Source organism: Vibrio genomosp. F10 str. ZF-129 (assembly GCF_000287055.2).
Lineage (GTDB): Bacteria > Pseudomonadota > Gammaproteobacteria > Enterobacterales > Vibrionaceae > Vibrio.
In genome coordinates this window covers 1-21,522 of sequence record NZ_AJYQ02000091.1, presented here as the reverse complement: position 1 = coordinate 21,522, position 21,522 = coordinate 1, and the positions used below count along the sequence as shown (strand labels likewise).

Here is a 21,522-nt window from a genome sequence, read left to right as displayed (position 1 = left end):
CGAATTAAGCGTTTTCAATCACTATGCCGCTATTAGCAATTCTTTGGCATTCGCTAAAGTCGATTGGGTAATCGCGCTACCACCTAGTAGTCTTGCCAACTCAGCAATTCGTTCATCGCCATTAAGTTGGTGCATTTTCGTTTCTGTTTTCCCTGATTTGGTTGCTTTCGCCACAAACAATTGTTGATGACCGCACCCTGCAACCTGCGGAAGATGGGTTACACACAGAACCTGGGTAGATTGACCTAATGTTCTTAGCATTCTTCCGACAACCGCCGCCGTTGGGCCACTGATCCCGACATCCACTTCATCGAAAATCAAGCTTGGCGTCTCTACTTTTTGTGCTGTGATGACCTGAATCGCAAGAGAGATTCGTGATAGTTCGCCACCTGATGCAACTTTGGCTATTGGCTGTAACGGTTGGCCGGGATTGGTTGATACCAAGAAGCAGATGGCATCCATACCCAGTGGGGAAGGGTGCGTTACTTCATAATCGACAGAAATCTTGAATTGGGCTTTTTCCATACTCAGTTCATGCATACTTTGAGTTATCAGCTTATTGAGCTCTTTGGCGTATCGACAACGTGACTTGCTCAGTTTCTCTGACGTTGCAATGAACGCCTGGAAATGCGCGTCGACACCTTTTTTTAATTCTTCAAATTTTTCATCAGAACAATCAAGTGCTTCGATCTGTGACAATAAATCTTGATGGTGCTGGTAAAGGTCTTCTGGCATGACATTGTGCTTACGAGCGATGGAAATTATTTTCGAAAAGCGAGATTCAACAAACGCCATTCTAGAAGGATCCATGTCAATGCTATCGAGGTAGTGACGTAGCTCATTGTTGACTTCTTCGATCTGAATCGTTGCTTCTGCCACCATGTTAGGTAATTCAACCAACTTGTTATCTAATTCGGCGAGTTGAATTAATGCGCTGTTTGCCAGTTGTAAAACGCTGAGAGCGTTAACTTCCTCACCTTCATAAATCAGTTCGATGGCTTGTTGGCAAGTTGAGGCCAGTTCACCACTGTTCGACAAGCGTTTATGTTCCTGCTCTAAGGAACTGAATTCGTCTTCAGCAATGGCGAGCTCATTCAGTTCTTTTATTTGATATTCGAGCAGTTGTTTTTGTGCTTGATTTTGCAGGCTATTTTCTTTGAGTTGTTTGAGTAAGTTATCGGATTGTCGCCATTTTTGATAAGCATTACGTGTATTTTTTAGTAGGTTGTGGTGCCCTGCATATTGATCGAGCATCGCCATTTGATGCTCGCTTTTCATCAGTTGATGATGAGCATGTTGGCCATGGATGTTGATCAGAAGTTGGCTTAGAGATTTTAATTGAGATAGAGGCACAGGGCTGCCGTTGATGAAGGCTCTTGAGCGACCTTCTCTGGTAATAGTACGACGTAAAATACAGTCGTTTCCGTCGAGTAGGTCGTTATCTTCAAGCCAACGTGAAGCGAGTAAGTTGTTGTCCAATAAAAAGGCGGCGCTAACTTCTGTTTTTTCTTCACCCTGTCGAACCATTCCGGCTTCAGCTCGCCCCCCAAGACATAAGCCTAGAGCATCGATAGCAATGGATTTACCCGCGCCAGTTTCGCCAGTAATGCTTGTCATCCCTTTCGAGAGTTCGAGCTGTAAAGATTTAACGATAGCAAAGTTGTTTACACTTAAATGAGCCAGCATTTTATTTACCTGTACAATTGAACAATACTGTATAAGAAAACAGTATATACTGTTTCTTTATACAGTAAAGTTGTACAGATAAATTATTTGTCGGTAATGGCTAGATTGTGAGCAAAATCAAAATAGCTTACTTGACCAACCGAGCTTGTTTCTTAACACATGATAGTAGCTGTAATCTTTAGGGTGAATCAGTTTTAATGCTGTAGGGCTTTGATAAATATGAATTTCATCACCAGGAGAAACCGGTAACGATATTTGGCCGTCACAACTGACTTCTTGCGTACCACGATTGTCAGGAGAGACAATGAGCTTAATTCGTCGATTGCCATCAACCACCAAAGGGCGACTGGATAAGGTGTGGGGAAACATGGGTACTAAGCTGATCGCGTTCAAGCTTGGTGACAAAATTGGTCCGCCCCCAGATAATGAATAGGCTGTCGAGCCCGTTGGTGTGGAAATAATTAAACCGTCAGAACGTAGAGAAAACGCAAATTTGTCATCAATATAGACTTCAAATTCAATCATGTGAGCAACTTGCCCAGGGTGGAGAACGGCTTCATTGAGCGCTGAATTATGGCTTTTTACCTGCCCATGACGATGTATTTCTGCTTCCAGTAAAAATCGGTCTTCGATGAGGTATTCACCGTTAAGAACGCCAAGTAACCCACCTTGAAAGTTGTCAGGGTCTAAATCGGTCAGAAAGCCCAAATTACCTCGATTGACGCCGATAACGTATATATCAAAACGAGACAACACTCGTGCAGCGCCAAGCATATTACCGTCACCGCCTACGACAATGGCAAGGTCTGCTTTTTTGCCCAGTTCGATTAGGCTAGAGAAGTTTTCTTTAGGGATGTCATCGAGAATGTCGCATAAACGATCGTCAATAAAGACGTGGTAACCTTCAGCGGTTAGCCATAGATAGAGCTCTTTATGTGTTTGTATTGCTTGTTGATCTCGAGGTTTTCCGATGATCGCAATCACTTCAAAGCATTTTTTCATAGGTTTTCCAGACTATTTGGACTTGATTCAAGAATCTTCATCCCCATAATAAGGGCAAGTCACCTTTTTATGCGAATTTTTGTGCCTTAAGAGAGTAATAAAGAGTTTAGGCGCACGTTATATTAAATTCTGGAGATATCATGAGCAACGAAGAAAACAAAATGAACGAAGAACAATTAAAGCAAACTGAAAACACAGAGCGAGATGCTGATGTTGTTGGAAGCGATGCTGATATCGAATGGAACGAAGAAGTACAAGTCGATGAGCAGGAAGCAAAAATAGTGCAACTTGAAGCGGCATTGCTGACTAGCGAAGCTAGAATTGAAGAGCAAAAAGATTCAGTACTTCGTGCTAAAGCGGAAGTAGAGAACATGCGTCGTCGAACTGAAATCGAAATCGATAAAGCGCGTAAATTTGCCGTTAATAAATTTGCTGAAGAATTGTTGCCTGTGATCGATAACCTTGAGCGCGCAATTCAAGCTGCTGATGCAGAAAACGAAGTGATTAAGCCAATCCTTGAAGGTATCGAGCTAACGCATAAGTCTTTCCAAGATGCACTGACTAAGAATGGCCTTAAGGAAATTAACCCTGAAGGTGAAGCGTTTAACCCTGAAATGCATCAGGCGATGTCTATTCAAGAAAGCCCAGATCACGAATCTAATAGTGTGATGTTTGTTATGCAAAAAGGTTACGAACTCAATGGTCGAGTGATTCGCCCGGCAATGGTGATGGTAGCTAAATAATATCCACAGTTTTTGGATAAAAGAAAAAGAGAAGCCGTTGCTTCTCTTTTTTATGCGAGAAATTAAAGGAACTTTTTTTTCATTTCCCCTTGAAAAGAATTTTGCCGCCCTTATCTATGGTTCATACAAAAACAAAGATTATATTTTTGTTTATTCGTAAGGGTTGAAAGCCCACTATTCATCCCCCACATAGGGGATATAGAAAATCTAAATAGAATTAATTCGGAGATCGCCTGATGGGTAAAATCATTGGTATTGACTTAGGTACTACTAACTCTTGTGTTGCTGTTTTAGACGGTGACAAGCCACGTGTAATCGAAAATGCAGAAGGTGAGCGTACAACTGCTTCAGTTATCGCATACACTGACGGCGAAACGCTAGTGGGTCAGCCTGCAAAACGTCAAGCGGTAACTAACCCAACAAACACTTTATTTGCTATCAAGCGTTTGATTGGTCGTCGTTTTGAAGACGAAGAAGTACAACGCGACATCAAAATCATGCCATTCAACATTGTTAAGGCTGATAACGGTGATGCTTGGGTTGAAGCGCAAGGCCAAAAAATGGCAGCTCCTCAAGTTTCAGCTGAAGTACTAAAGAAAATGAAAAAAACCGCTGAGGATTTCCTTGGTGAAGAAGTTACTGGCGCAGTGGTTACTGTTCCTGCTTACTTTAACGATGCACAGCGTCAAGCAACGAAAGATGCTGGCCGTATTGCTGGTCTTGATGTTAAACGTATCATCAACGAACCAACGGCAGCGGCGCTAGCTTACGGTCTAGACAAGAAAGGCGGCGACCGCACTATCGCTGTTTATGACCTTGGTGGTGGTACTTTCGATATCTCTATCATTGAGATTGACGAAGTTGAAGGCGAGAAGACATTTGAAGTACTAGCAACTAACGGTGACACTCACCTAGGTGGCGAAGACTTTGATAACCGCCTAATCAACTACCTAGTTGACGAATTCAAAAAAGAGCAAGGCATTGATCTTAAGACCGATCCTCTTGCTATGCAACGTGTCAAAGAAGCAGCAGAAAAAGCGAAAATTGAACTGTCTTCAGCACAGCAAACTGACGTAAACCTTCCTTACGTAACGGCTGATGCAACCGGTCCTAAGCACATGAACGTTAAAGTAACACGTTCTAAGCTAGAGTCTCTTGTTGAAGATCTAGTACAGCGTTCTCTTGAGCCTCTTAAAGTTGCTCTAGCAGACGCAGACCTGTCAGTAGGTGACATCGACGATGTTATCCTAGTTGGTGGTCAAACACGTATGCCTATGGTTCAAGCTAAAGTAACAGAATTCTTTGGTAAAGAACCTCGTAAAGATGTGAACCCTGATGAAGCGGTTGCAATGGGTGCTGCTGTACAAGGTGGTGTTCTTGCTGGTGATGTTAAAGACGTTCTTCTTCTAGATGTAACTCCTCTATCTTTCGGTATCGAAACGATGGGTGGCGTAATGACTAAGCTAATCGAGAAAAACACAACGATTCCAACGAAAGCGGATCAAGTGTTCTCAACAGCTGAAGACAACCAAAATGCAGTAACTATTCACGTTCTTCAAGGTGAGCGTAAGCAAGCGACTTACAACAAGTCTCTTGGTCAGTTCAACCTAGAAGGTATCCAACCGGCACCACGTGGCATGCCACAAATCGAAGTAACCTTCGACCTAGATGCTGATGGTATCCTGAACGTATCTGCTAAAGATAAAGCAACGGGTAAAGAGCAGAAGATCACTATCCAGGCATCAGGCGGTTTGTCTGAGGAAGAGATCGAGAAAATGGTACAAGAAGCTGAAGCTAACAAAGAAGCGGACAAAAAGTTCGAAGAGTTAGTGACGACTCGTAACCAAGCTGACCAAATGATTCACGGTACTCGTAAGCAAGTTGAAGAAGCGGGTGAAGCTTTACCTGCTGAAGAGAAAGAGAAAATCGAAGCAGCTATTACGGCACTAGAAGCAGTCAAGTCTGGTGATGATAAAGAAGCGATCGATGCTAAAGTTCAAGAACTTATGCAAGCAGCTCAAAAACTGATGGAAATTGCTCAACAACAAGCTCAAGCACAGCAAGCAGCTGGCGCAGACGCGGGTGAACAGCAAGCAAATCAAGATGACGATGTTGTAGACGCTGAGTTTGAAGAAGTTAAAGAAGACAAAAAGTAATTTCGTTGCACAGTAGCCTGATTTCCTTATCGGAAGTGCTCACCTACCATCGTAGGATCAGCGCTTTCTCCTAGAACTCAAGCTACTGGCTTAGAAATTGTCTCAAAGACTGATTAGTACGGGCGTCAGAGGTAACTCTCACGCCCGTAAATTTGTATTTAGACTTGTCGATCTAGCTAATAGCTTTATTTGATATTTTAATAACAGAACTTTTATCTAGATTGATACATAGACTACTCAAGTGACTATTTGGTAGTAGCAATTATTTTGGTGACCTAGAACATGTCAAAACGTGATTTTTACGAAGTATTAGGCGTAGGCCGCGATGCATCAGAGCGCGATATTAAAAAAGCGTACAAACGCTTAGCAATGAAATTTCATCCCGATCGAAATCAGGGTGATGACAGCGCACCAGAAAAATTTAAAGAAGTCAAAGTAGCGTACGAAATCCTAACCGACCCTCAAAAGAAGGCGGCTTATGATCAGTATGGCCATGCGGCGTTTGAGCAAGGTGGAATGGGCGGCGGAGGCGGTGGCTTCGGTGGCGGTCAAGGCGACTTCGGAGATATTTTCGGTGATGTGTTTGGCGATATCTTCGGTGGCGGTCGTCGTGGTGGCGGTGGTCAACGTGCTCAACGCGGATCAGACCTTCGTTACAACATGGAACTGTCGTTAGAAGAAGCGGTTCGTGGTGTTTCTAAAGAAATCGAGATTCCAACGCTGGTTCATTGTGACTCATGTGATGGAAGTGGCGCTAAAAAAGGCTCATCTCCAGAAACGTGTGGCACGTGTCATGGTCATGGTCAAGTTCAAATGCGTCAGGGTTTCTTTGCTGTACAGCAAACCTGTCCAACATGTAACGGCAAAGGCAAGATCATCAAAGACCCTTGTAATTCTTGTCATGGGCAAGGGCGCAAGCAAAAGACGAAGACACTGAATGTTAAGATCCCATCAGGGGTTGATACTGGCGATCGTATTCGTCTTTCAGGCGAAGGTGAAGCGGGAGATATGGGCGCACCGGCAGGTGACCTATATGTACAAGTACACGTAAAAGAACACAATATTTTTGAGCGTGACGGTAACAACCTTTACTGTGAAGTGCCGGTTAGCTTTGCAATGGCCGCGCTTGGTGGTGAAGTTGAAGTTCCAACACTGGACGGTCGAGTTAACCTAAAAGTGCCAGAAGAGACGCAAACCGGTCGCATGTTCCGTATGCGTGGTAAAGGCGTGAAAGGCGTTCGCGGTGGTGGGGTTGGTGATCTATTGGTTAAACTGGTCGTTGAAACACCAGTGAAATTAAGTTCACGTCAAAAAGAATTACTCAAAGAGTTTGAAGAGTCTTGTGGTGGTGATGCTGCTAATAAGCATAAACCAAAATCTGAAGGGTTCTTTAACGGTGTTAAAAAGTTCTTCGATGATTTAACCAGCTAAGAAAAATACCATTGATTAAATAGACCTGCTAACTTGGCAGGTCTTTTTTTGCTTCAGTCAATAGCCTTGTTCCCGCCTTGCTTGTTTTCTATGCTATCACCAGCAATCACTCGGGGCGGTTTCACCTTTCGCGTTAAGTGTCATCTTGTGGTCGCTTGATAGACAAGCATCGTTTGTTTGCCCTTTATCCGTTTGGGCGGTTGCCGTTATGGTATAGGCCGAGGTTGAGGAGCTAACAACCGAAAACTGATACCGTTCACTGCTACTATCGCAAACCGTGCAACTCCCAGACGAAACAATACTGCTCCAGCTATAGGTTCCCACGTACCCTTCTTCAAGTAATAGCTGTATTCGCATCATATCCATTTTTGCTGCCGTTCTGTGCGCTTCGATTACATGAGAAGTGTAACTTGGGTAAGCGATCGCCGATAAGATAGCGATGATGGCAACCGTGAATAATAACTCGATCAGTGTCATCCCAACCTGTCTTTTTTTGTATAGGTTACAGCTAATTATTCGAATCATTCCGTGTTGTCCTTATATATTCTCCTCCTATTTTTGTTAGCTGCTAGCATCGATGCAAGTAATTTGATTTTTAAGCAAAAAGTTTTAAGGGGATTTGGGAAATGACTCGCGGCTTTACTTTGTTGGAACTGGTAATAACGATGAGTGTTTGTGGTGTTGTCCTCGCTTTTGCTGCCCCAAACTTTAGCAAGATGATCGAAAGTAGCAAGATGCAACGCCTCGCCACAGAGCTGAACGGATTTTTGATTCAAGCGAGATCGGAGGCTGTGATGCGAAATGAGGCACTCTATGCACATATCTCTTTTCTTGAGGGGACGGTGAACACTACTGGCAGCTGGAGTATCGTATTAGCTGACTCCGATGATTTGAGCACCGCATATCGGATTGCTCACTTTGATGGTAGCCCGTATAAAGGAATAAAGCTGACTCACACGTTCAGTTCTCAACAGGTCTCTTTTGAGGAAATCAGAGGTCGACCTAAATCCGGCAGTTTTGTTTTTCATCCCAAGTTAGACAGTACCAATAAAATTGCCATTAGAACGTCTAACCCACCAGGAAGAATAAGAGTTTGTGGCGTTGAAGGGGACCGATATGGTTATAAAGCTTGCTAAAAATCAGCGAGGAAGCTTATTGCTTGAGTTGATGATTTCCTCGTCGATTGCTCTGATTGCAATCATGGTGATAGGGTCAGTATTTATCAGCGGGCAGCGCATTGCAAAAGAGCGAACTTTGGATCTATTAGTCCTACAAAGTTTGATGACCACAACGTCAATGATGCGAGCAGATATACAGCGTGCGGGTTTTGATGGGGGCCATGGACAATCCGTGAGATTGACAGGCGCTGTGGATACTATTGCTGTGAGTGGCAGTAGCATGGGGTTTGCTTATTATCACTCTAAAACAGGCCAGTATCAGCATGTGAAATACACGTTGGACAATGGTTCATTGAAAGCATGTGAAAGAAAACAGGCGACACTAGCGTCTCTAACCGAGCTAACAGGATGCACTCATCTACTCGATCAAAATATTCTAAACGTAGTGTCATTTGCGGTAACCACCACTCCACTTGTTACCAGTAGCGCTGAAAACCTGTTTACCCACATTTACCTCGAAGCCGAGCTGCATGATGGGCGGTATAACCAGTCGATTTCTATGGGTATAAAGCAGAGGAATTGGCGATGAGGAAAAATCAACAAGGGGCGGCAGCGTTGGTCGTCACTGCACTGCTCTTGGTTGGGGCGTTAGCGTTTGCACTCAGTTCTTATCGAGGTGTGTTTTATCAAATAAAGGTAGCTAACAACCAGATTGATGCTCGTATCGCTCATTGGCGAGCAGAAGGAGGGCTAGAGTGTGGGTTTAGCGCTATCGTGCTAAACAACAGCAGTACCATTCCGACGAATTTAAACACGGTCTGTTCCGCGATGGGGTTGGCGCATCTTAAAGCGACAGATGATGATCCTGAAAGGTTGTCGGCGAAATTTGGTCATCGAGAAGTGAGTAAGAGTATCACGTTCTCTGGTGATTCAGGCTCAGGGGCGATTAAGTCGACATCCGATCTCATTATCTATGGATCAACATTGGTCTCTCCCCCGGATCCTGGTGTAAGGAACAGCGATAACGAATATGAATGCATAGCGGTGGTCGTGAGTCATAGCTTATTGGCAAGTGCAGGTATACTGAATCATGGTGTGGGTTCTGCAATTCCCAAATCAAGCGTTGGATTTGATAACAGTTCTGATTGTGCAGGAAACCATAAAACGAGTACTTCTTTAAAAGCAGGGATATGGCGTGATGCTTCAAGCAATTATGTCTCGTTCAACGCAGGCAATGATCTTCAGCGTAATGAAACACTCAATCCATTTAAGGCTGAGTTTGATTTTGAACGTGGAGATTGGGAAAAGGTACGGGACCATTCTGACTATGGTTTTATGTCTTACACCATGCTTGGGTCTGACGTAGATTGTGTTCAACAGTTTAAAGACGATTTGGTTCGAGGGCAGGCAAATAAAGTATGGATAGACGGAAGCTGTGAACTCAATCAAGCGGCAATTAATGAGATCACGGACATTCAAAGTGCGCATTCGGGAACGTATTTATTCTTACTTGTCCACAATGGGGTATTTGCGATTCGAGGATCAGGATCGATAAAAGGTGTGATTTTTCACTTTAACGAGAATTTTCAACCCGATCCGACGTATTGGGACCGATTTTCAACGGAAACCGTTGCTGATCTTAATGCCAATTTTACCGTTCCGATTCAAACGGTCTATGGCGAGTCGACATTATTAACCCCCAAGCATGCCACGTTCTTACAATCAGGATCATTTAAGTTCGCTGGGGGGATGATGTTTGATACCCAAGGGCAGATGGCTCTGTTTTATGATTCAATGAGGCTCCAATACAACAGTGATATCACATCGAGCTTTGTTTTCTCTACCAAACCGAAATGGAAAAAAGGATCCTGGAATGATCACTAAACACCAAGGTTTTAGCTTGATAGAGGTGATGATTGCTTTTGTCCTCATTGGTATTTCGTCACTAGGTTTAGTGAAGTTACAAACGATGGTAGAGAGTCAGGCTGAAGAAGCAAAAAATCGTCTTGGTGCTTTGTACTTAATGGAAACAAAATTTGAGGGCTTTCGCCAGCGAGGCGTCTCTTCTGCGAGTCATTCTTACTCTTTCCAAGATGTGCATAATGAGTGCAATGCGATGATTGAAAAGAGTGCTACCTCAGCGATTCAACTGACCTGTGAATCAGAATTACTGCTTACGGACACCGTGAGTTCAATCATCTTAAAGGCGTATTGGCTCGATAGATTTAATAAAAAAAAACAGCTTGAACTAATAACCATGATTTCTAAATACAGTGAGTTTGACTGATTCATCTAAACCCCAACAATCCCACCTATAGGCAAAACCAATAGTGGGTTGTGGTGGTAATGATTCGTTCAATGTATGTCATAAGGGTATCAAATTTGTTTTTTTTTGGTATGTGAGTTTGTGTTTATTATGTTGCACGTTAATGGCGTTTTTGCAAAACATGCCTCTGTTTAATAAAAACATTATGGAATCTTGTGCTTTTGTGGTGCGGATTTTATAGAATATGTGGTGATATATAGACCAACAATATTATCTACAAAGGTCTAAAAGCAACCACACAAACAGACGGAGTTACCATGAGTAACCAAGCAACACAACAAGCACCATTGCCGAAGCCGAAAGCTATGGATCGCTTTTTAAACGCTATCGAAACCGCGGGTAATAAAATACCTGATCCTGCTATTTTGTTTTTCTGGGCATTGGTTATTGTCTGGGTATCATCGGCATTATTGTCTAATGTATCTTTCGATCTTATTAACCCACGTACCGGCGATGCACTCGAAGTTAATAACTTATTGACGGGTGAGGCTCTTGCTAGCTTTCTAGCGAACATGGTTACGACGTTTACTGGCTTTGCTCCTCTCGGTATCGTATTGGTTGCGATGCTGGGTGTGGGTGTTGCAGATTCTTCAGGCTTTATTCAAACCGGCCTTAAAAAAATGCTTAACTTTACGCCAGCTAAGCTTCTAACACCGATGCTAATTTTGGTTGCTATCGTATCTCATACAGCAGCTGATGCCGGTTATGTACTGGTTATTCCACTAGGCGGTATTATCTTCCATGCAGCGGGTCGTCACCCTCTAGCGGGTATTGCAGCAGCATTTGCTGGTGTGTCAGGTGGTTTTTCTGCAAACTTTATTCCTTCAGGCATCGACCCTCTATTAGCAGGTTTCACACAAACTGCAGCTCAAGTTCTTGATCCTGAATATATTATTAACCCATTAGCGAATATCTTCTTTACTGGTCTTTCTTCATTCCTAATCGTTAGTATCGGTTGGTGGGTAACAGAGAAAATCATTGAACCACGCCTTGCAAATACGCCTGTTGATGAAGATGCAGAAGAAGCACCTGATCTGGGCACGTTCACTGAGATTGAATCGAAAGCATTCCGTTGGGCTGGCTGGGCAATGGTTGCGGGTATTGCAGCGCTCGTTTTCGCACTTATGCCTGAAGATTCTGCGCTACGTTCTCCTGAAGGCGAGCTAACTGCATTCTCTGCACCTCTGATGAAGTCTATCGTGCCACTGATCTTTGTTCTGTTTGTTATCCCAGGTATCGTCTATGGCCGAGTATCGGGTAAGTTCAACAGCAATAACGATGTGATTAAGTCAATGTCAGAGACGATGTCTACAATGGGCGCTTACATTGTGATGTCGTTCTTCTGTGCTCAGTTCCTTTCTGCATTCGGTCAATCCAACATCGGTACAATGCTTGCGCTTTACGGTGCTGAAGGCCTAAAAGCGATGGATCTTGCTGGTGAGGCGACAATCGTTGGTATGATTCTGCTTACTGCGTTTGTTAACCTGCTTGTGGGCTCTGCATCGGCTAAGTGGGCGTTAATTGGTCCTATCCTAGTTCCAATGCTGATGGTTGTTGGTATCTCTCCTGAGTTATCTCAAGCCGCTTACCGTGTGGGTGATTCTGTTTCTAACATCATTTCTCCACTCATGGTGTTCTTCCCACTTGTGGTTGTTTACTGCCAACGCTATGTTAAGTCGACAGGTATTGGTACGTTAGCGGCTCTTATGATGCCATTCTCTATTGCTATGTTGATCGGTTGGACTATCTTCCTACTAGGTTACTGGGCTCTAGGTATTCCTCTGGGTATCAATGCACCTTACACTTACGCAATGTAAGCGATGCTAGAAGACCTAACTTAAGTATGGGGCTTCAATAAAACCTTTATCTAAAGCCCGCGATCCTTGTTGCGGGCTTTTTCTTATCTGTAAAATCAATGTACACTTCCGAACTGGTTGTATATTTACACCCAATTGACGATTTTTACTTCGGAGTTTTTTGTGTCTGTTTCTCTATTTTCTTCTCAAGATGAATGTTTTATGCGTCGAGCTCTAGAGCTAGCAGCGGTGGCAGAAAGTGAAGGAGAGGTGCCGATTGGCGCCGTTCTTGTGAGGGACGGAAAAATCATTTCAGAAGGTTGGAACCGCTCGATTGGTCAGCACGATGCTACCGCTCATGCTGAGGTTGAAGTGTTACGCAAAGCGGGTAAAGTACTCGAAAACTATCGACTGCTGGATACAACCTTATATGTGACGTTAGAGCCTTGCCCAATGTGCGCGGGTGCGCTTTTACATAGCAGGGTCAAACGAGTCGTGTATGGCGCATCGGATCTCAAAGCGGGGGCGGCTGGTACTGTATTGGATCTTTTTCAAAGCCAGGCAGCGTACCATTATGCAGAAGTGGAACATGGGCTGCTTGAAGCAGAATGCAAAGCGGTGTTGCAAACATTTTTTAAACGCAGACGTAAAGAAATAAAAGCAAAGAAACAGCAGATGAAACAGGATTTAGAGAGCAAGCCGGAAAACAAGCTGAAAAAGTAGCAGGTAGATTTAGCAAACACCCATATATGAATACACTTACCGTGAGGGATGTTTGCAGACTGGTTAATCCAAAAGTAGCTGTGTGTACGTGCGGTTACGCCAAATGATTTTCTTTTTGTTATTGGCGAGCATGCGTTTTCTGCGATTTGCTGACACTGTTTTATTCAAACGTTTGGATTGCATTTTACGCTTCATCATAAAATACTCCTTTCTAAAGGTTCTTATTGTCGTCTTTTCAAACACGTCGGTTTGAACCGTTCCATTTTATTACTCATCCGTTATAAGAGTGAATTGTTACCGCAATATGAACGTGCTTTAACAAAGTAAGACATGCGGCTCATCTAAATAAAATTCAAGTACTCAGAAACTAAAGTATCTAGAAAATAGAGTACCCAGAAAATAGAGAGCCTAGAAATTAAAGCGTATATTCGTATTCCGTGTACTAAGACTCTAGGGTCAAAGTGAGCGCAAAGTGCGCAAGATCTCGGTTGCTCTTGCGCATTGCTCGTGGTGATAGGATAAAGATAGTAGTTTTGAGATCAACCGTTGATTAATTGGTGGGCGACGCTTCGCTGATTGAAGGAATACTCTCACCAGACACTTCTACCCCTGCCGAAATTTCAGGCGGTAATGGTTGGATAACCGTTAAATCATCCATGTTAGCCCCTATGTTAGAAGTGTTTACTTGGTCGATATGGCCAATAATACTCTGATAATAACGTCGTATATTCTCTACGTAGTTTCTCGCCTCATCACCCCGAGCAAACCCATAGTAAGTTTGGCTATAGTATTTTTTTTGCCTAAGCAGCGGTAAGCGATCTTTTACATCCGCCCACGAGTCTGGGTTTGCCCCTTGGCTTTTTGTTAAGCGTCTAGCGTCCATCACATGACCAAAGCCAACATTGTATGAAGCTAGTGCAAACCAGATCTTTTCATGTTGCGGAATACTGTCAGGAATCCGACCGACCATTTTTCTTAGGTACTTTACGCCGCCATTTATGGATTGCTCGGGATCAAGCCGATTGGTGACACCAACACTTTTTGCTGTTGGCAGCGTAAGCATCATCATGCCTCGAACCCCTGTTGGGGATCGGGCTTCAGGGTCCCAATGGGATTCTTGATAAGCTAACGCTGCAATGAGACGCCAATCAAATTCTTCAGAGTATTTTTGAAAAAGAGGAGCCCATGCGGGAAGTTTACTGTCCAAAGCACGAATGAAAGCTCGTGTGTCAACATAATCAAAGCTGCCGATATGACCGATGTATTTTTCTTCGAGTTCAGCAAGGCGTCCCGACTGTTTTATTGAGCCAAAGAACTCGATCAACAGCGCGTATAAGCTTTCATCTTCAGAGCGATTAAGAAACCAAGAAATAGGTTGGTCTTCCGTCAGCTCAAAGGCAATGGCGACATCTGGGTAGATTCGCTGGGAAAGGGAAATTTCAATTGAGTCAGCGACAGTAAAGGGTAGCTCACCTTTAGATACCTGTTTCAGTACTTCATTAATATCTGCGTCAATATTAATGGAGTAATCTAAGCCCTCATGCTGCGCTTTCAACGTCTCTAGTGTATTAATGAAGTGTGAATCATCGACAACGCTGATCACGGCATTGCCGTCATTTTTTTCAATCAGTGATGCCTGGCGGTCAAGGAGTTGTTCTACATTTCTAGGTCTCCACTGTCCTTTTTTATACACTAACTGTTGGCTGACATAGTAGTAAGCAGGCCCGGCTCTAAACTCTTCGAGGCGTCTTTCAGACTGACTCAATCCCGCCGCAATAATATCTATCTCACCATTTCTTAGCGCAGGGTAGAGGCTAGACATTCGATAAGCAGGTTTCATCTCAAGCTTAACACCAAGCTCATTCGCAAATTCTCTCACCAACTCGTAATCAAGCCCAGCTGGGCCATCCGGGCTGATATAGTAAGAAAGTTGATTGTTCAGTGTTCCAACACGCAACACGCCTCGGTCGAGAATTTGTTCTAACTCACTTTTTGGCTCAGATTCAATTTGGCAGCCAACGAGCATCAATGAAGCAAAAACATACGCGACAGTGAGTTTTAATTTTGAAAGAGTATTATTTAACATTTTTAAATTCTCATACATCCAGTATGGCTTTTATATCAAAGCCTAACGGTATGGAAAAGCAGAGTTACAAAAGAATGAGCGAACTGAGGTTTAATTGGTTAATTGAGGTGTACTCTGATATTGACAAAAAAAATGACGCAAACGGTTGCTTTTGGTGTTACATCACAAAAGCAATTGCTTTATAATGCGCTCGCAACAGAGAGGTGAAATCGGCATGAGTTCAAAGTCTTTCTTTATGAAATGACATTAACCTATTGAATTAATTCCAATATTACCTTAATCAACTGCATAAGAGACCTAAGCACATGAGAATTTTGCGTGGCTCCCCAGCTCTATCTGAGTTTCGTGTTAACAAGCTTTTAGAACTTTGTCGTGAATTAAGCTTACCTGTAACAGGTATTTACGCTGAGTTTGCCCACTTTGCTGATCTAACGGCAGACCTAGATGCGTCTGAAGTTGAGAAGCTAGAAAAGCTACTGACTTACGGTCCAACGCTTTCTTGTAAAGAGAATGGTGAAGAGCATGAACCTGAAGGTTTACTGCTGCTTGCAACGCCACGCCCGGGCACTATCTCGCCTTGGTCTTCAAAATCAACAGATATCGCACACAACTGTGGACTGGCTAAAGTGTCACGTCTAGAGCGCGGTACTGCTTTCTACATTGAAACCTCTGCTGAACTTTCTGAGCTTCAACTTGTTGAGCTGAAAGCAATTCTGCATGATCGCATGATGGAAGTGGTTGTCACTGACTTCGAATCAGCGGCGGCACTATTTACCGTTGCTGAGCCTGCTCCTTATGCGGAAGTTGACCTATTAGCTGGTGGGCGTAAAGCGCTCGAAAAAGCAAACGTTACCCTAGGTCTTGCGCTTGCAGAAGATGAGATTGATTACCTTCTTGAAAGCTTTACTGAGAAGCTAGGTCGTAACCCGACTGACATCGAGCTAATGATGTTTGCACAAGCGAACTCAGAGCACTGTCGTCACAAGATCTTTAACGCTGATTGGACTATCGATGGCGTTAAGCAAGAAAAATCATTGTTCAAGATGATTAAAAACACCTTTGAAACGACACCAGAGCACGTTCTGTCTGCTTATAAAGATAACGCAGCGGTAATGACAGGTTCTGAAGTCGGTCGTTTCTTCCCAGATCCAGAAACTCGCCAATACAACTACCACCAAGAAAAAACACACATCTTGATGAAGGTTGAAACGCACAACCACCCAACGGCAATCTCTCCGTGGCCGGGCGCATCTACAGGTTCAGGCGGTGAAATCCGTGATGAAGGCGCAACCGGTATTGGTGGTAAGCCTAAAGCGGGTCTTGTTGCTTTCTCTGTATCTAACCTTAAGATCCCGAACTTCGTTCAACCTTGGGAAACTGACTTTGGCAAGCCAAGTCGGATCGTTACTGCTTTGGACATCATGCTTGAAGGTCCTCTTGGGGGCGCGGCATTCAACAACGAATTTGGTCGTCCAAACCTACTTGGCTACTTCCGTACTTACGAAGAGAAAGTAAACTCTCACGCAGGTGAAGAAGTTCGTGGTTACCACAAGCCAATCATGTTGGCTGGTGGTCTTGGTAACATCCGTGATGAACACGTTCAGAAGAAAGAGATCCCAGTAGGTGCAAGCCTAATCGTTCTTGGTGGTCCTGCGATGAACATCGGCCTTGGCGGCGGTGCGGCATCTTCAATGGATTCGGGTTCTTCTTCTGAAGATCTTGATTTCGCTTCTGTACAACGTGAAAACCCAGAGATGGAGCGTCGTTGTCAGGAAGTGATCGACCGTTGTTGGCAGCTTGGTGATGCGAACCCAATCGCATTCATCCACGATGTGGGCGCGGGTGGTATCTCGAATGCTCTTCCTGAGCTCGTAGACGATGGTGAGCGTGGTGGTATCTTCAATCTGCGTGATGTGCCAAATGATGAGCCGGGTATGAGCCCACTTGAGATCTGGTGTAACGAATCTCAAGAGCGTTACGTAATGGCAGTTGCTGATAAAGACATGGCAACCTTCGACGCGATTTGTAAGCGTGAGCGCGCGCCTTACGCTGTGGTGGGTAAAGCAACTGAAGAGCGTGATCTTAAATTAGAAGATTCACACTTCGACAACACGCCAATCGACATGCCAATGGACATCCTATTAGGTAAAACGCCTAAGATGCACCGTGACGCGAAAACGCTAAAAGCAAACAACCCTGCAATTGACCGCTCTGGCATCGAGATGAACGAAGCGGTTGACCGTGTTCTTCGCTTGCCAACAGTGGCTGAGAAAACATTCCTTATCACCATCGGTGACCGCTCGGTAACTGGCCTTGTTGCTCGTGACCAAATGGTTGGCCCATGGCAGGTTCCTGTTGCTAACTGCGCAGTAACTGCAGCAAGTTACGATTCTTACCACGGTGAAGCGATGTCTCTTGGTGAGCGTACGCCAGTGGCACTACTAGACTTCGGCGCATCGGCTCGTCTAGCGGTTGGTGAAGCAATCACAAACATCGCTGCGACCAACATCGGCGATATCAAACACATTAAATTGTCGGCGAACTGGATGTCTCCAGCAGGTCACCCAGGTGAAGATGCCGGTCTTTACGAAGCAGTGAAAGCGGTTGGTGAAGAACTATGTCCGGCGCTGGGTCTAACTATCCCTGTGGGTAAAGACTCAATGTCGATGAAGACTAAGTGGGAAGAGAACGGCGAGCAGAAAGAAGTAACGTCTCCGCTATCTCTTGTTATCACTGCATTTGCTCGTGTTGAAGATGTTCGTAAAACAATTACGCCTCAACTTCGCACTGACAAAGGTGCTTCAAGCTTAGTACTTATCGACCTAGGTAACGGTAAAAACCGTCTAGGTGCTACGGCACTGGCGCAAGTTTACAAGCAGCTTGGTGATAAGCCAGCTGACGTAGACAACGCAGCACAGCTAAAAGGTTTCTACGAAGGCGTTCAAGCCCTAGTTGCGAACGACCAAGTTGTGGCTTACCACGATAAAGGCGATGGTGGTCTATTCGTAACCCTAGCAGAAATGGCGTTCGCAGGTCACTGTGGTGTTAACGCTGATATTGCGGCGTTGGGCGAAGATACGCTTGCGGCACTATTCAATGAAGAACTGGGTGCGGTAATCCAAGTACGTAACGATGACCTAGACGCGGTTCTTTCTACTCTTGCAGAAAACGGCCTAGAAACATGTTCACATGTCATTGGCAGCGTTGTTGGTGAAGGGGAAGCATCTGATGAGTTAGTGATTAAGTCAGGCGCAGACGTTGTAATCCAGCGTAACCGTACTGAGCTACGTACTATCTGGGCTGAGACAACGCACAAGATGCAAGGTCTACGTGATAACCCAGTTTGTGCTGACCAAGAACATGAAGCGAAAAAAGACAACTCAGACCCTGGTCTAAACGTTAGCCTAAGCTTTGATGTAAACGAAGATATTGCAGCGCCTTATATTAACCTAGGAGCTAAACCTAAGATGGCAATTCTACGTGAGCAAGGTGTTAACTCTCACGTTGAAATGGCAGCAGCGTTTGACCGTGCAGGCTTCAAAGCGACTGATATTCACATGAGCGATATCCTAACGGGTCAAGCGGTTCTAGAAGAGTACAATGGCCTTGTGGCTTGTGGTGGCTTCTCTTACGGTGACGTACTAGGCGCTGGCGAAGGTTGGGCTAAATCAGTTCTATTTAACGACTCTACACGTGACCAATTTGAAAACTTCTTCAAGCGCGAAGATACTTTCTCTCTAGGTGTGTGTAACGGTTGTCAGATGTTGTCTAACCTACGTGACCTAATCCCAGGCGCTGAGTACTGGCCACGTTTCGTTCGCAACGAATCTGAGCGTTTTGAAGCACGTTTCAGTCTAGTTGAAGTTCAGAAGTCTGATTCTGTATTCTTCAATGGCATGGAAGGTTCTCGTATGCCAATCGCTGTTTCTCACGGTGAAGGCCGCGTAGAAGTGCGTGACAACGACCACCTAAACGCGATTGAAAATTCAGGTACAGTTGCCCTACGTTACGTTGATAACAACGGTAACCAAACGCAGCAATACCCGAACAACCCGAACGGTTCGCCAAACGCTATCACTGGTTTAACAACCACTGACGGCCGCGTGACAATCATGATGCCTCACCCAGAGCGTGTATTCCGCACGGTTGCAAACTCTTGGTCTCCAGAAGGCTGGGGCGAGAATGGTGCTTGGATGCGTATGTTCCAAAACGCACGTAAGAACGTAGGCTAACGATTAGGGTAAATTGATTTAGTTTAAAATTAGCAATCGCCACTCATTGAGTGGCGATTTTTTTTAAAATGAAGATGCTGAATAATGTCAGTATTGGCTTAAATTGACATGTTAAATAGATAAAAAATCTACTAATGTAATAGGAGGCAATGTCAAAGGAGTACATACATAATGCCTGTCTCGACTTGGAGTATGAGAGCGCTGTCAGCACTTATGTCGTTAGTGATTGTGCTCATGTTTCTTTGCGCCTACTTTGCCTTTAAATATTTGTGGTCATATGAAAATGCGCTGACTCAAGTTGAAATGATTCACAATAAAGAAGTGAACCAAGTCAGTGCCATGCTTGATTTTGCTAAAAACGATCTAGAAGGTATTCTTAAAGATAATGCTGCGTGGGATAGCATGGGTGAGTTTGCGAGCAACGGAAATCAAGAGTTTCTTAATGAGGATTTAAATATCCATACTCTCGCTTCTATGGGGTTAACGGCGGTCTTTATTTTTAATCCTAATAAGGTGTTAATGTATGGAGTTCGATATGACCGTCTAGCAAAAAGGGAAATCCCTGTCGGTAGTGACCTTTCTCATTATTTTGATCAATTACTCAAGCTTGGTTCGATGACTTCTAAAGATGAGCTAGAAGTGAATACAGGGTTGGTTGCGTTTGAAAACCAGGCTTACATCTATTCACTTTCTCGAATTTGTGATTCTGATGCTAAAAACTGCCACAGTGGTTTCGTTATTTTTATAAGCCAATTAGAGCCTGACTATGTTCAGTTGATTAAAAAGACAGCGGGTTTAGATGTGTCGATCAACATACTCGATCTCATCAATGATGATGACAGCAAAAATATAGGCAATCGTTCTATCAGTGAACTCATCTATTGGGATCCAATATCCAATTTAAATATAAATATTCAAGTCACTCATAGTATCGATAAGCCTGAATTTTTTGATTCTGATGAGTTGAGTCTTCTTGTTATCTTTGCAGCGACACTTTTTGCAATGAATTTTTTCTTGGTTCATAAATTGACATTACCGATTAAACAAGCGCGTAAAGCATTTATTGATTTTTCTCAAAAAGGTAAGCCTTTGCCAGACAAACAAGCCTTTCTTTCTCGTGAAATGAAGGATTTTTTTTCCGCTATTAATAAGCTTTTTAAAGAGATAGACATCAAGCAAAAAGAGCTAAAGTGGCAGTCTGAGCATGATTTCTTGACTGGGCTAGCAAACAAACGGTTATTGGAAAAAATCACGACAGAATGGAGTGAAAACCCCAAGATTCGCTATTTGGCACTCTTTATGATCGATATTGATTCATTCAAACTTTATAACGATAATTATGGGCATTTGGCAGGTGATAGAGCTTTGCAGCGCGTTGCCGCAAGTATTGATAGGGACGTGTATGCCGAAAATAAAATCTTGTCACGTTTTGGTGGAGAGGAGTTCTGCATGGTTATTGCTTCTTCGATTCCGCTTGATGCCAATACGGTGGCGAAACAAATGCACAAGAACATAGCGTCGGAATCGATTGTTCATGAATATTCAAAAGTTAAAGATATATTAACGGTAAGTATTGGGGCGGTTTGCTGTGAATGTGATTCAAAAGAGAGTTATTACAGCTTGATCCATAAAGCCGATAAAGAACTATACAAAGCAAAAGCCAGTGGACGGAATGGCTCTTGTATTGTAAAAAGCGGTGAGACTTCAGGTTTATCTATTAACGCTTTTTGAATGCATTTCAGCGAATAAAACAGCAGCAAATCTTTTGTATTTGTGCTCTAATACCGCGCTTACCAAGGGATGGTTTTAAACGCGCTCAATATAGATAGAATTCTTAGCGTTGGGCAATCCCTGATTTAATCCCTTAGGAATACAAAAATGGCTACAAATAAAAAATTTGCTATCCGCTTAACTGAAAAGCGTACTGGCTGGTCTGCGGAAATTACGCGCCAAGTAACATCTCGTAAAGTAGTTGTTTCAAAACGTGAAATGGGTTTTGAAACCGAAGAGCAAGCACAAGCTTGGGCTGAAAAAGAGCTAGCTGGTTTTGTTAAAAATCAAGCTGAACGTAACGAGCGTAAAGGGCAGCAGCGTCAAGAGCGTGAAGAACGTGAAGCAGCAGCGGCTCGTGAAGCTGAACAAAGAAGAGAAGCTCGTTTTGCTGCTGAAGACGACGCAGAGTAATTTCTGAACTCAATATAAAAAAACCGCCAATCGGCGGGG

17 protein-coding genes are annotated in these 21,522 nt (G+C 43.7%); 12 read left to right on the top strand and 5 right to left on the bottom strand.

The window, feature by feature from the left end; all coding sequences use genetic code 11:
* Positions 1–21: 21 nt before the first annotated feature.
* Entirely contained in the window at positions 22–1,686 is a 1,665-nt protein-coding gene (gene recN / locus A1QO_RS09950) for a DNA repair protein RecN (protein ID WP_017034186.1), read from the bottom strand.
* 117 nt (positions 1,687–1,803) lie between these two features.
* Entirely contained in the window at positions 1,804–2,688 is an 885-nt protein-coding gene (gene nadK / locus A1QO_RS09945; RefSeq protein WP_017034187.1) for an NAD(+) kinase, read from the bottom strand.
* A gap of 140 nt (positions 2,689–2,828) precedes the next feature.
* Here nadK and grpE point away from each other — a divergent pair, with 140 nt between their 5' ends.
* The 3 genes from grpE to dnaJ all read left to right on the top strand — a co-directional run bounded on the left by grpE (position 2,829) and on the right by dnaJ (position 7,018).
* The gene (gene grpE, locus A1QO_RS09940; RefSeq protein ID WP_017041481.1) at positions 2,829–3,431 is read left to right on the top strand and encodes a nucleotide exchange factor GrpE; all 603 of its coding nucleotides are present in this window, start codon (positions 2,829–2,831) and stop codon (positions 3,429–3,431) included.
* Between the two features lie 236 nt (positions 3,432–3,667).
* Positions 3,668–5,587, top strand: a complete 1,920-nt coding sequence (dnaK, locus tag A1QO_RS09935; protein ID WP_017040734.1) for a molecular chaperone DnaK — start codon at positions 3,668–3,670, stop codon at positions 5,585–5,587.
* 282 nt (positions 5,588–5,869) lie between these two features.
* Positions 5,870–7,018 carry a molecular chaperone DnaJ gene (gene dnaJ, locus A1QO_RS09930; protein ID WP_017034190.1) on the top strand — a complete coding sequence of 383 codons (1,149 nt, stop codon included), beginning with the start codon at positions 5,870–5,872 and terminating at the stop codon, positions 7,016–7,018.
* A 96-nt stretch (positions 7,019–7,114) separates the two neighbouring features.
* On the opposite strand, the gene A1QO_RS09925 is transcribed toward dnaJ, so the two are convergent.
* Positions 7,115–7,543 (bottom strand): type IV pilin protein, encoded by a 429-nt coding sequence (locus tag A1QO_RS09925; RefSeq protein WP_017038869.1) that lies wholly within the window; start codon positions 7,541–7,543, stop codon positions 7,115–7,117.
* Positions 7,544–7,644: 101 nt separating this feature from the next.
* Between A1QO_RS09925 and A1QO_RS09920 the strand changes: the two genes are divergently transcribed.
* From A1QO_RS09920 to tadA, 6 genes are all read left to right on the top strand, one after another.
* A complete protein-coding gene (locus A1QO_RS09920; RefSeq protein WP_017034192.1) occupies positions 7,645–8,154 on the top strand; it encodes a GspH/FimT family pseudopilin in 510 nt (169 codons plus the stop codon).
* The gene (locus tag A1QO_RS09915; protein WP_017038871.1) at positions 8,135–8,725 is read left to right on the top strand and encodes a PilW family protein; all 591 of its coding nucleotides are present in this window, start codon (positions 8,135–8,137) and stop codon (positions 8,723–8,725) included. The genes A1QO_RS09920 and A1QO_RS09915 overlap by 20 nt, the downstream gene beginning before the upstream one ends.
* Positions 8,722–10,020, top strand: coding sequence for a pilus assembly PilX family protein (locus A1QO_RS09910; RefSeq protein WP_017041480.1), 1,299 nt, complete (start codon positions 8,722–8,724; stop codon positions 10,018–10,020). Before A1QO_RS09915 ends, A1QO_RS09910 begins: the two co-directional genes overlap by 4 nt.
* On the top strand, positions 10,010–10,423 hold the full coding sequence (locus A1QO_RS09905; protein WP_017041479.1) for a type IV pilus modification PilV family protein: 414 nt from the start codon (positions 10,010–10,012) through the stop codon (positions 10,421–10,423). The genes A1QO_RS09910 and A1QO_RS09905 overlap by 11 nt, the downstream gene beginning before the upstream one ends.
* 296 nt (positions 10,424–10,719) lie before the next feature.
* Entirely contained in the window at positions 10,720–12,279 is a 1,560-nt protein-coding gene (locus tag A1QO_RS09900; protein WP_017040738.1) for an AbgT family transporter, read from the top strand.
* 162 nt (positions 12,280–12,441) lie between these two features.
* The gene (tadA, locus tag A1QO_RS09895; protein WP_017034197.1) at positions 12,442–12,981 is read left to right on the top strand and encodes a tRNA adenosine(34) deaminase TadA; all 540 of its coding nucleotides are present in this window, start codon (positions 12,442–12,444) and stop codon (positions 12,979–12,981) included.
* Positions 12,982–13,044: 63 nt separating this feature from the next.
* On the opposite strand, the gene A1QO_RS20705 is transcribed toward tadA, so the two are convergent.
* Positions 13,045–13,179 (bottom strand): hypothetical protein, encoded by a 135-nt coding sequence (locus A1QO_RS20705; protein WP_017034198.1) that lies wholly within the window; start codon positions 13,177–13,179, stop codon positions 13,045–13,047.
* A gap of 352 nt (positions 13,180–13,531) precedes the next feature.
* Entirely contained in the window at positions 13,532–15,067 is a 1,536-nt protein-coding gene (gene mltF, locus A1QO_RS09890) for a membrane-bound lytic murein transglycosylase MltF (protein WP_017041478.1), read from the bottom strand.
* Positions 15,068–15,372: 305 nt separating this feature from the next.
* Between mltF and purL the strand changes: the two genes are divergently transcribed.
* From purL to A1QO_RS09875, 3 genes are all read left to right on the top strand, one after another.
* Positions 15,373–19,299 carry a phosphoribosylformylglycinamidine synthase gene (purL, locus tag A1QO_RS09885; protein ID WP_017041477.1) on the top strand — a complete coding sequence of 1,309 codons (3,927 nt, stop codon included), beginning with the start codon at positions 15,373–15,375 and terminating at the stop codon, positions 19,297–19,299.
* 171 nt (positions 19,300–19,470) lie between these two features.
* Positions 19,471–21,030: a sensor domain-containing diguanylate cyclase gene (locus tag A1QO_RS09880; RefSeq protein ID WP_017040742.1), complete on the top strand. Its 1,560-nt coding sequence runs from the start codon at positions 19,471–19,473 to the stop codon at positions 21,028–21,030.
* A gap of 147 nt (positions 21,031–21,177) precedes the next feature.
* Positions 21,178–21,483: a DUF3622 domain-containing protein gene (locus tag A1QO_RS09875; protein WP_017034202.1), complete on the top strand. Its 306-nt coding sequence runs from the start codon at positions 21,178–21,180 to the stop codon at positions 21,481–21,483.
* Positions 21,484–21,522 lie beyond the last annotated feature (39 nt).